Origin of the sequence: Pseudomonas sp. 29 (assembly GCF_002754355.1) — a bacterium.
Lineage (GTDB): Bacteria > Pseudomonadota > Gammaproteobacteria > Pseudomonadales > Pseudomonadaceae > Aquipseudomonas > Aquipseudomonas neuropathica.
In genome coordinates this window covers 4,515,656-4,529,547 of sequence record NZ_PEEY01000001.1, presented here as the reverse complement: position 1 = coordinate 4,529,547, position 13,892 = coordinate 4,515,656, and the positions used below count along the sequence as shown (strand labels likewise).

The following is a 13,892-nucleotide window of genomic DNA, read 5'->3' as shown; positions in this document are numbered from 1 at the left end:
CCTCCCCCCTCAAAGATCAAGGAGCACACTGATGTCTATCCGGAATCTGCGCATAGGTTTGCGCGCCAGTTTGAGCTTTGCCGTTTTGGCCGGTCTGCTGGTGGTGGTCGGCCTGTTCGGTCTGGGCCAGATGAAAACCCTGCGCGAGAGTGCAACAGTGATTGAAGAATCGTGGATGCCAAGCATCGAGAGCATCCATGACACGGCGGCGAACATCGCCAGCATCCGTCTTGAATCCTTGCGCCTGATCACCAGCACCCAGTCTGCTGTGCGCGACAGAAGCAAAGGCATCATCAAGGCGCAGCGCGAAGAACTGCTCAAGCGCCTCGCCGATCACAAAGCCCTGCTCACCAGCGAAGAAGAACGGCTGATGCTCGACGGTTTGAATGCCAACACCGCCAAGTACATGAGCATTCTCGAACAGATCATCGGCCAGATCGACGCCGGGCAAAGTGAGCAGGCCTACACGCGGCTTAACAATGAACTGGCGCCACAGGGAACGCTGCTCGACAAAACCCTCGAGCAGATGATCGCGTTCAATCAGCAAGGTGCCGACGCCGCCGCAGATGCCGCCGCAGCGATGTACCAACGGGCATTGTGGATCGTCGCGACCATCATCGTGGTTGCCCTGATTGCCACGCTGCTGCTGGCCTGGCAACTGACACGCAGCATCACCACCCCGATCAATCAGGCCCTGAATGTGGCGCGGCGCATTGCTGCCGGCGACCTCAGCGGCGAGATCGTCAGCACCGGTAAAGATGAGGCTGCGCATTTGCTCAACGCCTTGGCCGAGATGCAGGGCAATCTGCGCTCGACCATTCGCGGCATCAGCGAATCGGCGCAGCAGTTGGCTTCCGCGGCCGAGGAAATGAGTTCGGTGATGGAGCAAAGCACTCGCGGCCTGCAACAGCAGAACGATCAGATCGAACAAGCCGCCACCGCAGTGACCGAGATGAGCACCGCGGTGGACGAAGTCGCGGCCAACGCGGTGTCCAGCGCCGAGGCGTCTGCCGCGTCGAACGAGGACAGCAAGCACGGTCATGTGCAGGTCAGCGAAACCATCAGCTCGATTCAAGAACTGGTCGACGCCGTACTGGGCGCCTCAGCACAAGCTGAAGGCCTGGCCACGCAGGCACAGGACATCAGCAAAGTGCTGGAAGTGATTCGCGGGATTGCCGGACAGACCAACCTGCTGGCGCTCAATGCGGCGATCGAAGCGGCCCGCGCCGGTGAAGCCGGGCGCGGTTTCGCGGTGGTGGCCGATGAAGTGCGCTCGCTGGCACAACGCACGCAAAATTCCACGGAAGAAATCGAGCTGATGATCAGCAGCATCCAGCAAGGTACGGGGTCGACCGTGGGCGCGCTGCAGAGCAGTGCCGAACAGGCTGGCCAGACGTTGCGTCGGGCCAACAGCGCAGGTCAGGCGCTGGAGAAAATCACCGCGTCGATCTCGCAGATCAACCAACGCAACCTGGTGATCGCCAGTGCAGCCGAGCAACAGGCCTTGGTCGCTCGCGAGGTCGATCAGAATCTGGTGACCATCCGCGACCTCTCGACCCAGACCGCCGCTGGCGCCACCCAGACCTCGGCCGCAAGCCAGGAACTGTCGCGTCTGGCCGTCGACTTGAACGGCCTGGTCACACGCTTTGTGATCTGAACGAACAGTTGCATGCCCGATTAGCGGTTGCCTTCGGCAGGGCGCTCGGCAACACTCTCGTCCCGATCAAGGAAGGAGACCCGCCGTGAGCCCTGTCGATATTTTCCGTATGTTGTCGCTGGCGGCCATCTGGGGCGCAAGTTTTCTGTTCATGCGCATTATTGCGCCGGTGATCGGCACGATCCCGACCGGATTCTTTCGCGTGTCGATTGCGGCCCTTGGCCTGCTGGTGATCCTCGGGCTGATGCGCGTACGCTGGGATTTCAAAGGCAAACTGAAAACCGTGATGCTGCTGGGTGTGATCAACTCGGGGATTCCGGCGACGCTGTATTCGGTCGCGGCCCAGGTGTTACCGGCCGGTTATTCGGCGATCTTCAACGCCACCACGCCGCTCATGGGCGTGCTGATTGGCGGGTTGTTCTTCAGTGAAAAACTCACCGCAGCCAAACTGGGCGGGGTGTTCCTCGGCCTGTTCGGCGTTGGCGTGCTGACCCGCGCCGGTCCCGTGGCGTTCGATCTGCAATTGTTGATGGGCGCCCTCGCCTGTTTGCTGGCGACCACTTGTTATGGTTTTGCCGGTTTCCTCGCACGGCGCTGGCTGGATCAGGCTGGTGGTCTGGACAGTCGCCTGTCGGCGCTGGGCAGCATGCTCGGTGCGACGTTGTTTCTGTTACCGCTGTTTGGATATAGCGTGATCACCGCACCGCCGGCCAGTTGGGGCGGCTGGAATGTCTGGCTGTCGCTGTTGGGCCTGGGTCTTGGCTGCACGGCGTTTGCCTACATCATTTACTTCCGCCTGCTCAGCTCGATCGGGCCGGTGAAGTCGATGACCGTGACCTTCATGATTCCGCCGTTCGGGGTGTTGTGGGGGGCTTTGCTGCTGGATGAGCCGTTGTCGATGGCGCACATTTATGGCGGGGTGTTGATTGCGCTGGCGTTGTGGCTGGTGTTAAAGCCGGCGGTGGTGAAACCGGCTGAGGCGCCGGCCCGATAAATTTGTGCGGTTGCCGAAAAGGCCATCGCGAGCAGGCTCACTCCTACGATTGGAATGCGTTCCTCTGTAGGAGTGAGCCTGCTTGCGATCGGCGGCCTAAAAGCCGCCACCTGACGATCTGTTAGCTGGTTTTACGGAACACAAACGCCAGACCGACAATGATCAACAGCATCCCCAGCACACTCAACGCCGCCAGGCGATTGCCGAAAATCAGGTAGTCCATCACTGCCGTCACCGCTGGCACCAGGTAAAACAGACTGGTGACATTGACCAGATTGCCCCGCGCGATCAGCCGATACAGCAACAGCGTCGCCAGCACCGACACCACCAGCCCCATCCACAACACCGGCACGATAAAACCGGTGCTGTGCTCAAAGTGGAACGGCTGAAACGGCACGAAAATCCCGCATAACAACAGACCGGCCAAGTACTGCACCGGCAGCGTACCGAGAGGATTGTCGGTGATGCGTTTCTGCATGATCGAGCCCAGCGTCATACTCGCCAGCGCCAGCAGACCAAACAGCATCCCCGCCAAGGACATCCCGGCCAGACCGACGCCTTGGTAAACCACCATGATCAGCCCCGCCAACCCCAAGGCCAGACCAAACATCCGGCTCGCCGAGCGCTGCCGCTCCATCAAGACCACGGTGAGAATCGGCTGCACGCCCATGATGGTCGCCATCACGCCCGGAGTGACTTTGCTGTTCAAGGCCAGTAGATAAAAGATCTGATAGGCCCCCAACAACACCACACCCGTGGCAATCGCAAACATCATCGGTTTGCCGCCCTTGGGCAGCTTCAGCTTGAGCAACGGCGCCAGCAGCACGAGCCCGCAAAAGGCAATCGCGAAGCGAATTAGCAGAAAGGCAAATGGTGACGCGTGGGCCAGCCCCCATTTGGAGAAGATCGCGCCGCTGCTCCACAGCAGAACGAACAGGCTCGTGGACGCGGCCGCGAGCGCGGATTTTTTCGACAGGACAAACATGATTACCACCTGTAGTCAGGCAAGAAGCCAACTCAGCCGAAGCTGAAATTCAGTAGGTTTTTCTGGCGGGCGCAGGGGTCAGCAAAAACTGCCGATCAGCCCGAAACACCAACGCCCGGCGGTGATACGACTGCGCACACCGGCGTGCTACTGACAGGTGGGGGGGTAATGACTGATCTGCTTGGGCTGCTGATTCCCGCACGGCACGACGCCAGCGTTGACCGCTGAATCGACTACCGCGTTGATGAGGGATGCAGGCATTGGCGCAGATCTTTTTTGAGAGGGTGGAAGGTGAGGCTTACGACTCACGAGCGCCGACTATAACCAGCGGGCGACATGGATTGCAATGATTTGGACAAAGGGCCAGTAGCGACGGATGCATGAGAGCTGAATAGGCTTTTGAGCAACCGCAACACCTATCGATGGGGAGACATGGAATGCTCGAAATCATATGCCAAGAGAGCGGACGTATTTGCGCTATCAGTTGTATCGGTCGCTGGCCAGGAAGCAGGCAAGCATCGCCACTGCTCTGTTGCAGCTACCAGCGGGACAAGACTTGTCGAAAGTACGCTTTGAACCTATCGATGCCAAAGCACTAGATGCGTTTGAGCTTTGGGATGATCCGCATTTTTGCTGGCGAGAGATTGCCGAATGGAAGTCACGAGAACCTTTATCCCTGGATATCGCGATCTGGTTTGAAGAACAGCTGTGCGGGCTGTGTTTCGTCAATCCGAACAAAAGCCCCCTGCGAATTCGGATCGTACGATTGGAGGGGCGGTCCGGAGTGCCTCACCCGCTTAAAAAGCGTATTGCGCTTTTGTCGATGGTGGCCATCGATGAGTTTGCGCAAATAATCGGTAGCAAGTGCATTGAAGTTCAGGAACCGATACCTGGAGCAATTCCTGTTTATACAAAACTCGGCTTCAAATTTGATTTGGAAGGCCGCCTTGTCCTCGCAGTGGAGAGTAAAGTATCGTGAAAACTGTTCAAGTAATGATCAACGAGGGCGGGAACATGCGTAAATCCGTGAAAAAATCCCCTACTAAGAAAAGATCAATCAAAACGGACGAAAAGTTTATCTCCTCCGAACTATCAGCCAATCAGCAGCGCTTTCTTCAGCTATTGATTACAGGCATCGAAGACGAACCCAACGTTCTCGCTGGGCGGCGCTGACTCGCAGATAATAAAAAACCGCTCACAAGGAGCGGTTTTTCATTGCCTGTCCAGCCTCAGCCAAACAGCCAATACCCCAACAACGTCAATACCACCACCGCCAGCACCGGACGCATCACGCGGTAGGCTTTCGGATGACGGCGTTTCCACTGCTTGACCACGCCACTGAACTTGTCGCTGAAGTTCTTGCTCCAGGCGTAGGCCTGGTTGATCCCGCCGACGCGTTCATCATCAAGGTTCTGCGGTGCAGTGGCACGGCCGAGCCAGGCGCTGATGGAGCGGTTGATGCGGGTCATGAGGCGGTTGCTCAGCGGACGCTCGACGTCGCAGAACAGGATCACGCGGGTCTGGTCGGTTTCATTCTTGACCCAATGCACGTAGGTCTCGTCGAACATTACGTCTTCACCGTCACGCCAGGCATAAACCTGACCATCAACAAAGATCCGGCAATCGTCGGAGTTCGGCGTCGACAAGCCGAGGTGATAACGCAGCGAGCCGGCGAACGGATCGCGGTGCGGGTTCAAGTGGCTGCCACCCGGCAACAGCGCGAACATTGCGCCTTTGACGTTGGGAATCGCACTGACCAGCGCCACGGTTTTCGGGCACAGGGTTTCGGCCGATGGCAGCGGTTTGTCGTACCATTTGAGGTAGAAACGTTTCCAGCCCTTCTTGAAGAACGAGCCGAAGCCGGCGTCGTTGTTCTTTTCTGCCGCGCGAATATAACCCTCGTCGAACAGGTGCATGGCCTCGTCGCGAATGGTTTCCCAATTGTCGCGCAGCACGTCCAGTTCCGGAAATTTGCTGCGATCCAGGTACGGCTTGGACGGCACGCCGGAGAACAGATACATCAGGGCGTTGTACGGAGCGAACAGCGCCGAGTGGTTGACGAACTGGCGCAGAACCGGCAAACGCGCCTTGCCGCGCAAATGCACATAGAGGATGCTGCCCACGAACAGCAGCAGCACCAATACCTTGGCGGCTAACGAAAAGGTCATCAACGACTCCTTGAATAAAGACAACGCTGCGCAATGCCCTTTACCCGGCATGGCAGCCGGCCATGATAAACACTACCGGCGCCGGGCAAAACCCGCCTTACACAAGATTCAGTGTTAAGAATTGCGCAACAAAGCATTTATTAGCATAACGATCCTGAACCCCGGCTGATCTGAATCAACTGGATTACTGCTGAGTCTCCTGCTCAGTGAACAGATCGCTGAACAGCATGCTCGACAGATAACGCTCGCCGGAGTCGGGCAGAATCACCACGATAGTCTTGCCCTGCATCTCCGGCGTCTCCGCCAAACGCACCGCGACTGCCATCGCTGCACCGCAGGAGATGCCGCATAGAATCCCCTCTTCCTGCATCAAGCGCAGGGCCATTGCCTTGGACTCTTCGTCGGTGACTTGCTCGACCCGGTCGACCATCGACAGATCCAGGTTCTTCGGCACAAAGCCGGCACCGATCCCCTGAATCTTGTGCGGGCTCGGTTTGATTTCTTCACCCGCCAGCGCCTGGGTGATCACCGGCGACGACATCGGCTCCACGGCCACCGAAAGAATCGGTTTGCCTTGGGTATTCTTGATATACCGCGAAACGCCGGTGATGGTTCCGCCGGTGCCGACGCCCGCTACCAGTACATCGACGGCACCGTCAGTGTCGTTCCAGATTTCCGGACCGGTGGTCTTTTCGTGAATGGCGGGGTTGGCCGGGTTATCGAACTGCGCCGGCATGAAATATTTGTCGGCATCGCTGGCAACGATTTCGGCCGCCTTCTCGATTGCGCCTTTCATGCCCTTGGCCGGCTCGGTCAACACCAGTTCGGCGCCCAGAGCCTTGAGGACTTTACGGCGTTCGATGCTCATCGAGGCCGGCATGGTCAGCATCAACTTGTACCCACGGGCCGCGGCAACAAAGGCCAGACCGATCCCCGTGTTGCCCGACGTCGGTTCGACAATGGTCATGCCCGGCTTCAGTTTGCCGCTGCTTTCGGCGTCCCAGATCATGTTGGCGCCGATCCGGCACTTGACCGAATAACCGGGGTTGCGCCCCTCGATCTTGGCCAGAATGGTCACGCCACGCGGTGCGATGCGGTTGATCTGCACCAGCGGCGTATTACCGATGGAATGGGCGTTGTCAGCAAAAATACGGCTCATGGCTGGGTCCTTATGCAGCGTTGAATTCAGCCTTCCAAGGTATGCCTGTTGCCCATCACAGTCCAGTCGGGTCGAACGTCTGCGCGACGTAACAGTCAATCGCTTACATCGTCAGGGAATTGCCGTCATGAAGCGTCGCTACAGTTGGCCACTAGGGATTTTCGCCGTCGTCGTTGTGCTGCTGATCGCACTGCACATCGCCCTGCCTTACATGGTGCGCGACTACCTGAACGGCAAACTGGCGGACATGGGTGACTATCGGGGCCAGATCACTGATGTCGACCTCGCCCTATGGCGCGGCGCCTACAAGATCAATGGACTGAAGATCGTCAAGGTCGACGGCAAGGTACCGGTGCCGTTCGTCAATGCACCGCTGATCGATCTGGCGGTCAGCTGGCATTCGCTGTGGTATGACCATGCCGTCGTAGCCCAGGTGAAATTCGTCAAACCTGAGGTTAACTTCGTCGACGGCGGTGCCAACAAGCAGAACTCTCAAACCGGTCAAGGCACCGACTGGCGCGCACAACTGGGCAAATTGCTGCCGATTACCCTCGACGAGGTCCAGATTCACGAAGGCAAAATCACTTTCCGCAATTTCAACTCCAAGCCACCGGTCAATATGAACGCCACCAACGTCGAGGCCAGCATCTACAACCTGACCAACGTGGTCGACAATCAGGGCAAACGTGACGCGCGTTTCGAAGGCAAAGCGCTTTTGCTCGGGCATGCGCCACTGGAAACCACTGCCACCTTCGACCCGCTGAGCAATTTTGAAGACTTCCAGTTCCGCCTGCGCGCCAAAGACATCGAACTCAAGAGCATGAACGACTTCGCCTCGGCCTACGGCAAGTTCGACTTCAACGCAGGCCACGGTGACGTGGTGATCGAAGCCCAAGCCAAAAAAGCCCAGGTCAACGGCTACATCAAACCGCTGCTGCGCGATGTCGAAGTGTTCAACTGGCAGCAGGACGTGGAAAACAGGAACAAAAGCATCTTCCGCTCGGTCTGGGAAGCCATCGTCGGTGGCTCGGAAACCGTGCTGAAGAATCAGGCGAAAAACCAGTTCGCCACCAAGGTCGAACTCAGCGGTAACGTGCATCAGCAAAACATCAGCGCGTTCGAAGCGTTTTTGCAGATTTTGCGCAATGGATTCATACAGGCGCTCAACGCCCGGTATGAGCGGCCGAAGCCGGATGCGGGTTAGAGTTCATTTCTGGAAAAGCATCCAGATATAGAGTATCGGCGCCAATCTGAATATCCGGGGCCGGCCATTCAACGGTCCAACCTTTATCGCCCAAGATGGCAGTCGCAAAGACTTGGGGATCAAGCAAGGGCTGCAACTGCTTACACGTTTGAATATCTCGACTTAAATCGAGTGTCAGCGCTCGACCATCAACAAAGTCCAGTGCAAGCCGGCAATCAGAGACTGCAGTAACTGCCGCCAAGCGTGGTCGTTTCATGGATAGCATCAATTCAGCGCCTCCAGGCATATGGGGACTGCTTCGCAGCCCGGCGGGAACAAGCTCCCTCGCCACAGATTCAGTGGACATCCTGAAGGCTATCGCCAAATCGGCGATACCTGAATACTGGCCATCGGCCGAGACTGAGTCAACATGTGACGCCCCATTCAGAGACTGAATAAGCCGTCTGCGTTCACAGTCGACCGGGCTGCGCGTTATAGTCGGGCATCCGATTATTTCGCCCCCGCCCTGCCCGTCAGGTCGGCGTTACCGTTCGAGGATTAGCAGATGAAGTTCGAAGGCACCCAGGCCTACGTCGCCACCGATGACCTGAAGCTGGCAGTCAACGCCGCCATCACCCTGGAACGGCCACTGCTGGTCAAGGGCGAGCCGGGCACCGGCAAGACCATGCTCGCCGAGCAACTGGCCGAATCGTTCGGCGCCAAGTTGATCACCTGGCACATCAAGTCCACCACCAAGGCCCATCAGGGTCTCTACGAATACGATGCGGTCAGCCGTCTGCGCGACTCGCAATTGGGCAACGAAAAAGTCCACGACGTGCGCAATTACTTGAAGAAGGGCAAGCTCTGGGAGGCTTTCGAGTCCGAGGAGCGGGTCATTTTGCTGATCGACGAAATCGACAAGGCCGACATCGAATTCCCCAACGACCTGCTGCAAGAACTCGACAAGATGGAGTTCTACGTTTACGAAATCGACGAGACCATCAAGGCGAAAAAACGCCCGATCATCATCATTACCTCCAACAACGAGAAAGAGCTGCCGGACGCCTTCCTGCGCCGCTGCTTCTTCCATTACATTGCTTTCCCCGACCGCACTACCCTGCAAAAAATCGTCGACGTGCACTACCCGGACATCAAGAAGGATCTGGTCAGCGAAGCGCTGGACGTGTTCTTCGACGTGCGCAAGGTGCCGGGCCTGAAGAAGAAGCCATCGACCTCGGAGCTGGTGGACTGGCTGAAACTGCTGATGGCCGACAACATCGGCGAAGCGGTGTTGCGCGAGCGCGATCCAACCAAGGCGATTCCGCCACTGGCCGGTGCTTTGGTGAAGAACGAACAGGACGTGCAATTGCTTGAGCGCCTGGCGTTCATGAGCCGTCGCGGCTCTCGCTAAGCACTTGTAAGCAGGGGCCATCGTTATGCTGCTCAACCTCTTCAATGAAATGCGTGCAGCCAAGGTGCCGGTGTCGGTGCGTGAGCTGCTCGACCTGATCAACGCGCTGAAACAGCGCGTGACCTTCGCCGACATGGACGAGTTCTATTACTTGTCGCGGGCGATTCTGGTGAAGGACGAACGCCATTTCGACAAGTTCGACCGCGCGTTCGGCGCCTACTTCAATGGCCTGGAAAAGCTCGACGATCACTTGCAGGCATTGATTCCCGAAGACTGGCTGCGTAAGGAGTTCGAGCGCTCATTAAGCGACGAAGAACGCGCGCAGATCCAGTCCCTCGGCGGCCTCGACAAACTGATCGAAGAGTTCAAGAAGCGTCTGGAAGAACAGAAGGAACGCCACGCCGGCGGCAACAAATGGATTGGTACCGGCGGCACCAGCCCGTTCGGTTCCGGTGGTTTCAACCCGGAAGGCATTCGTGTCGGCGATGCTGGCAAGCGCCAGGGCAAAGCCGTGAAAGTCTGGGATCAGCGCGAGTACAAGAACCTCGATGATTCGGTGGAATTGGGCACGCGCAACATCAAAGTCGCCCTGCGCCGACTGCGCAAATTCGCCCGCCAAGGCGCAGCAGAAGAGCTGGACATCGACGGCACCATCGACCACACCGCCAAGGACGCCGGTCTGCTGAATATTCAGATGCGCCCGGAACGGCGCAACACGGTGAAGTTGTTGTTGCTGTTCGACATCGGCGGCTCGATGGACGCCCACGTGAAGATCTGCGAGGAACTGTTCTCGGCCTGCAAGACCGAGTTCAAGCATCTGGAGTATTTCTACTTCCACAACTTCATTTATGAATCGGTGTGGAAGAACAATATGCGCCGCACCTCGGAGCGCACTTCGACCCAGGACCTGCTGCACAAGTACGGCGCCGACTACAAAGTGATCTTCATCGGTGACGCCGCCATGGCGCCATATGAAATTACCCAGGCCGGCGGCAGTGTCGAGCACTGGAACGAAGAGCCGGGTTACGTGTGGATGCAGCGCTTCATGGAGAAGTACAAAAAGCTCATCTGGATCAATCCGTACCCGAAAGACACCTGGGGCTATACCTCGTCGACCAATATCGTGCGGGATCTGATCGAGGATCAGATGTATCCGTTGACGTTGCGCGGGCTTGAGGAAGGGATGCGGTTTTTGTCGAAATAACGGCCAGAGGGGTTCCCACGTGAGCGTGGGAACCCTCAATTCCGTACGGAATCGGTGGCCGTTTTACCAACCTGATGCGAGATAGGTCTTGCAGAGCCTGTCCATAAAAACGGTGTCCTGAATCGCCGGCCCGACTGAGGCAGTTTTTTGCCCGCGACGTTTTTTCTTCCCTTTGGCGACCACTTTCACCCCACCGCTTTCCAACTCTACCCTGCGAGTTTTTTCAATATCCGTTTCAGAACTCAGGGTCATTTCACTCTTCATCTCGCCCTCTGGCGACAGAAAACGAAACCTGACCCGGGTCGCCTCCGTTTCGCAGCTTTTCCCCTCGGCAATCAGTTCCATGGATTGACCGCGTGCCTCTGTGCGGTGATTCCAGTGAAACATTCGCATCATGTCGACCGTTGCGGTGGACATGAATGTCTCGATACGCGCAACGATGTCCTGATTACCGGCATGTTCGGCGTCCAGTCGTTGCACATTGTAGAAACGATCGATGCTCGCCCGATAAACCGGCACGCTGCCCACATCCTCATAAAAACCGACAATGTGCCCATCGACACGGTTCGCACACTCGCCCTCTGACTGGGCCATCACTTTCATAAAACGCATCTGTAACTTCCTTGTAAAAGATGAAGACCGATAGTTCCACACCCTCTCGACGCGTGATGTAGGGCGACTTACCAAAGTGTCAGGAAACGTCTCGGTCTTCAGTCCGAAATACGGACAATTACAAGTAGGACTTCAGGTAGTTGATATGGTCGTGCCATGCACGTTCCTGCATGACCGGGGTGAACCTAACCTTGTCACCCGGCAGACGCTGCGCCAGCCGCGCCAGCGCCAACGGCGTCAACGCCCCCAAGCGTGGATATCCACCAATGGTCTGGCGATCATTGAGCAAGACGATCGGCTGCCCGTCCGGCGGCACTTGCACCGCACCGAGCGGAATGCCTTCGGAAATCATCGGTTGTCCCTGATAGTGCAAGGCGCTGCCCAACAAGCGAATGCCCATGCGATCAGCGCGACTGTCCACAGCCCAGGTCGTGTTAAACACATCAAACAGGCTCTGTCCGCTGAACTGGCCGATCTGCGCGCCGAGTACCAGATCCAGCGGTGCATTCGATTTCAGATCAGGCTGCAACGGCAAAGGCACTTCCCGCAGCAGCCGCGATTCACCGCAATAACTCAGCACCGCCCCTTTCGCCAACGGTAAGCCCATGCCATCAAGTCCACCGAGTTCTTCGCGGACAACCGTGGCGCTACTGCCCAAGACCTGCGGTGCTTGAAAACCGCCGGGCGCGGCCAGATAAGCCCGGGCACCAAGCAACGGTTGAGTGAGTTGCAACGTCTGCCCTTTGCCCAACTTGAAACTGCGCCACGGCGCCAGCGGCTGCCCGTCGATCCGTGCGGCAAGATCCGCACCGGCCAAGGCCAGCCAACACTCCTCTTCGGCCACCACGGCCAGGCCGCCGAGGGTGATTTCGATCACCGCTGCGTCCAGTTCATTGCCGAGCAGCCAGTTGGCCCAACTCATCGAACACCAGTCTGCCGCGCCGCCCTGGGTCACGCCCAGATGCCGCACGCCGAAACGGCCCGCGTCCTGCAACAGGCACAGCGGTGTACTCGCTTCAATCCTCAGTCGGCTCATGCCAGCGCCTCCAGTGGTGTGTCATCGCCGCCCAGATTGATGAACTCGGCATGACCGACCGCTTCGAATTGCACCGTGTCGCCCGGTTGCATCAGGCTGTAGCCATCCCGTGTGCGATCGAACAGTTTCGCCGGAGTGCGGCCGATCAGGTTCCAGCCACCGGGCGAGACCACGGGATACGCAGCGGTTTGGCGCTCGGCAATGCCGACACTGCCCGCGGCGACTTTCTTGCGCGGCGTGTTAAGACGTGGCGCCGCCAGAACCTCTTCGACCAGCCCCATAAAGGCGAACCCCGGTGCGAAACCCAGGGCGAATACCTGATATTCACGTCCGCTGTGACGACGGATCACCTCCTCCACTGCCAGCCCACTACGCTCGGCGAGCAGGCTCAATTCTGGCCCGACGCTGAGGTCATACCAGACCGGCAACACATGACATTGACCGCCAGTTCGCGCATTCGGCGACAGGTCGATCAACGCCTCGGCAATCAATTCCCGCGCCTGACTCGGGCTCAGTGCAGTCAGATCGTAATGCACCATCAACGTCGTATAGGACGGCACCAGATCGATCAGTTGCGCGCCGAATGCCCCGCGCAAACGCTCACTGGCAGCGAGCATCCACGGCATGTTGGCTTCGGCAATTTCATCGAACAGACGCAGCATCAGGCAATCCAGTGCCACCACTTCAATCCTTGGGTTCATGACGCACGCTGCTGATTCAAGGCCTCGCGAATGCGCTGCACGGCGGCCACCGAACTGGCGTTATCACCGTGCACGCAGAGGGTATTGGCGTGCAGGCGCAAGGCGCTGCCATCGCTGGCGGCGAGGTTGTCACCACGGGCAATGGTCAGGGCTTGTTCGATGATTACCTCGGGGTCATGATGCACCGCGCCCGGCAATTGTCGTGAAACCAGTTTGCCAGCACTGTCGTAAGCACGGTCAGCGAAGGCTTCGAACCACAGGTTCACGCCATACTCATCGCCGATCTGCTGCGCGGCGGCGTTGTCGCGGGTGGCCATCAGCATCAGCGGCAGGCCGCGGTCGTAAGCGGCCACCGCCTGAATCACCGCACGCAATTGTGCCGGGTTGGCCATCATGTCGTTGTACATCGCGCCATGAGGTTTGACGTAACTGACACGGCCACCCTGGGCTTTGCAAATGCCGTCAAGAGCGCCGATCTGGTAATGCAGGATGTCCTGCAGCTCTTGCGCGGAGTACGCCATGGAGCGACGGCCGAAACCGACCAGATCCTGATAGGCCGGGTGTGCACCGATTTGCACACCGTGGCTCAGGGCCAGACTGACGGTCTTGCGCATGATGCTCGGATCGCCGGCGTGGAAACCACAGGCCACGTTGGCGCAATCGATGAAGGGCATGATTTCGGCGTCCAGACCCATGGTCCAGCTGCCGAAGCTCTCGCCTATGTCGCAATTCAATAGCAGGCGGCTCACGGTGAACACTCCTGTAGGTGCTTGTCTTTTTAT

General features: G+C 58.1%; 15 protein-coding genes. 7 read left to right on the top strand and 8 right to left on the bottom strand.

Annotated elements, in window-relative coordinates; translation table 11 throughout:
- Window positions 1-31 precede the first annotated feature (31 nt).
- Together CLU80_RS21020 and CLU80_RS21015 are read left to right on the top strand one after the other, a co-directional pair.
- Complete coding sequence (locus CLU80_RS21020) at window positions 32-1,657, top strand: methyl-accepting chemotaxis protein (protein ID WP_099758285.1); 1,626 nt, start codon at window positions 32-34, stop codon at window positions 1,655-1,657.
- Between the two features lie 85 nt (window positions 1,658-1,742).
- Window positions 1,743-2,651, top strand: a complete 909-nt coding sequence (locus CLU80_RS21015; RefSeq protein WP_093438149.1) for a DMT family transporter — start codon at window positions 1,743-1,745, stop codon at window positions 2,649-2,651.
- Between the two features lie 121 nt (window positions 2,652-2,772).
- Here the strand turns inward: CLU80_RS21015 and CLU80_RS21010 are convergent, their stop codons facing one another.
- Window positions 2,773-3,636: a DMT family transporter gene (locus CLU80_RS21010; protein WP_099758284.1), complete on the bottom strand. Its 864-nt coding sequence runs from the start codon at window positions 3,634-3,636 to the stop codon at window positions 2,773-2,775.
- Between the two features lie 472 nt (window positions 3,637-4,108).
- On the opposite strand from CLU80_RS21010, the gene CLU80_RS21005 reads away from it, so the two are divergent.
- Window positions 4,109-4,615: a hypothetical protein gene (locus CLU80_RS21005; RefSeq protein WP_353616997.1), complete on the top strand. Its 507-nt coding sequence runs from the start codon at window positions 4,109-4,111 to the stop codon at window positions 4,613-4,615.
- Window positions 4,612-4,809, top strand: a complete 198-nt coding sequence (locus CLU80_RS21000) for a hypothetical protein (RefSeq protein WP_099758281.1) — start codon at window positions 4,612-4,614, stop codon at window positions 4,807-4,809. Before CLU80_RS21005 ends, CLU80_RS21000 begins: the two co-directional genes overlap by 4 nt.
- A gap of 56 nt (window positions 4,810-4,865) precedes the next feature.
- Here CLU80_RS21000 and CLU80_RS20995 read toward each other — a convergent pair whose 3' ends face one another.
- Together CLU80_RS20995 and cysK are read right to left on the bottom strand one after the other, a co-directional pair.
- Window positions 4,866-5,804, bottom strand: a complete 939-nt coding sequence (locus CLU80_RS20995; RefSeq protein ID WP_093438167.1) for an aspartyl/asparaginyl beta-hydroxylase domain-containing protein — start codon at window positions 5,802-5,804, stop codon at window positions 4,866-4,868.
- Window positions 5,805-5,988: 184 nt separating this feature from the next.
- Window positions 5,989-6,963, bottom strand: coding sequence for a cysteine synthase A (gene cysK, locus CLU80_RS20990; protein WP_007911289.1), 975 nt, complete (start codon window positions 6,961-6,963; stop codon window positions 5,989-5,991).
- Window positions 6,964-7,090: 127 nt separating this feature from the next.
- Between cysK and CLU80_RS20985 the strand changes: the two genes are divergently transcribed.
- Window positions 7,091-8,167 carry a DUF748 domain-containing protein gene (locus CLU80_RS20985; RefSeq protein ID WP_099758280.1) on the top strand — a complete coding sequence of 359 codons (1,077 nt, stop codon included), beginning with the start codon at window positions 7,091-7,093 and terminating at the stop codon, window positions 8,165-8,167.
- On the opposite strand, the gene CLU80_RS20980 is transcribed toward CLU80_RS20985, so the two are convergent.
- On the bottom strand, window positions 8,127-8,423 hold the full coding sequence (locus CLU80_RS20980) for a DUF2442 domain-containing protein (protein ID WP_286079754.1): 297 nt from the start codon (window positions 8,421-8,423) through the stop codon (window positions 8,127-8,129). The genes CLU80_RS20985 and CLU80_RS20980 overlap by 41 nt on opposite strands.
- A 288-nt stretch (window positions 8,424-8,711) precedes the next feature.
- On the opposite strand from CLU80_RS20980, the gene CLU80_RS20975 reads away from it, so the two are divergent.
- Both CLU80_RS20975 and CLU80_RS20970 read left to right on the top strand, forming a co-directional pair.
- The gene (locus CLU80_RS20975; RefSeq protein ID WP_025110627.1) at window positions 8,712-9,557 is read left to right on the top strand and encodes an AAA family ATPase; all 846 of its coding nucleotides are present in this window, start codon (window positions 8,712-8,714) and stop codon (window positions 9,555-9,557) included.
- Between the two features lie 25 nt (window positions 9,558-9,582).
- The gene (locus tag CLU80_RS20970) at window positions 9,583-10,761 is read left to right on the top strand and encodes a vWA domain-containing protein (RefSeq protein ID WP_016771218.1); all 1,179 of its coding nucleotides are present in this window, start codon (window positions 9,583-9,585) and stop codon (window positions 10,759-10,761) included.
- A 63-nt stretch (window positions 10,762-10,824) separates the two neighbouring features.
- Here CLU80_RS20970 and CLU80_RS20965 read toward each other — a convergent pair whose 3' ends face one another.
- From CLU80_RS20965 to CLU80_RS20950, 4 genes are all read right to left on the bottom strand, one after another.
- Window positions 10,825-11,373, bottom strand: a complete 549-nt coding sequence (locus CLU80_RS20965) for a hypothetical protein (RefSeq protein WP_099758278.1) — start codon at window positions 11,371-11,373, stop codon at window positions 10,825-10,827.
- 118 nt (window positions 11,374-11,491) lie between these two features.
- Window positions 11,492-12,409, bottom strand: coding sequence for a 5-oxoprolinase subunit C family protein (locus CLU80_RS20960; RefSeq protein ID WP_093438188.1), 918 nt, complete (start codon window positions 12,407-12,409; stop codon window positions 11,492-11,494).
- Complete coding sequence (locus CLU80_RS20955) at window positions 12,406-13,110, bottom strand: 5-oxoprolinase subunit B family protein (RefSeq protein ID WP_099758277.1); 705 nt, start codon at window positions 13,108-13,110, stop codon at window positions 12,406-12,408. Before CLU80_RS20955 ends, CLU80_RS20960 begins: the two co-directional genes overlap by 4 nt.
- Window positions 13,107-13,859, bottom strand: a complete 753-nt coding sequence (locus tag CLU80_RS20950) for a 5-oxoprolinase subunit PxpA (RefSeq protein ID WP_099758276.1) — start codon at window positions 13,857-13,859, stop codon at window positions 13,107-13,109. The genes CLU80_RS20955 and CLU80_RS20950 overlap by 4 nt, the downstream gene beginning before the upstream one ends.
- Between the last annotated feature and the right edge of the window lie 33 nt (window positions 13,860-13,892).

Excerpts from the sequence above, each read along its gene's own strand:
- CLU80_RS21020 (WP_099758285.1), top strand. The coding sequence starts at position 32 with ATGTCTATCCGGAATCTGCGCATAGGTTTGCGCGCCAGTTTGAGCTTT.
- CLU80_RS21010 (WP_099758284.1), bottom strand. The coding sequence starts at position 3,636 with ATGTTTGTCCTGTCGAAAAAATCCGCGCTCGCGGCCGCGTCCACGAGC.
- CLU80_RS20995 (WP_093438167.1), bottom strand. The coding sequence starts at position 5,804 with ATGACCTTTTCGTTAGCCGCCAAGGTATTGGTGCTGCTGCTGTTCGTG.
- cysK (WP_007911289.1), bottom strand. The coding sequence starts at position 6,963 with ATGAGCCGTATTTTTGCTGACAACGCCCATTCCATCGGTAATACGCCG.
- CLU80_RS20985 (WP_099758280.1), top strand. The coding sequence starts at position 7,091 with ATGAAGCGTCGCTACAGTTGGCCACTAGGGATTTTCGCCGTCGTCGTT.
- CLU80_RS20980 (WP_286079754.1), bottom strand. The coding sequence starts at position 8,423 with ATGAAACGACCACGCTTGGCGGCAGTTACTGCAGTCTCTGATTGCCGG.
- CLU80_RS20975 (WP_025110627.1), top strand. The coding sequence starts at position 8,712 with ATGAAGTTCGAAGGCACCCAGGCCTACGTCGCCACCGATGACCTGAAG.
- CLU80_RS20970 (WP_016771218.1), top strand. The coding sequence starts at position 9,583 with ATGCTGCTCAACCTCTTCAATGAAATGCGTGCAGCCAAGGTGCCGGTG.
- CLU80_RS20965 (WP_099758278.1), bottom strand. The coding sequence starts at position 11,373 with ATGCGTTTTATGAAAGTGATGGCCCAGTCAGAGGGCGAGTGTGCGAAC.
- CLU80_RS20960 (WP_093438188.1), bottom strand. The coding sequence starts at position 12,409 with ATGAGCCGACTGAGGATTGAAGCGAGTACACCGCTGTGCCTGTTGCAG.
- CLU80_RS20955 (WP_099758277.1), bottom strand. The coding sequence starts at position 13,110 with ATGAACCCAAGGATTGAAGTGGTGGCACTGGATTGCCTGATGCTGCGT.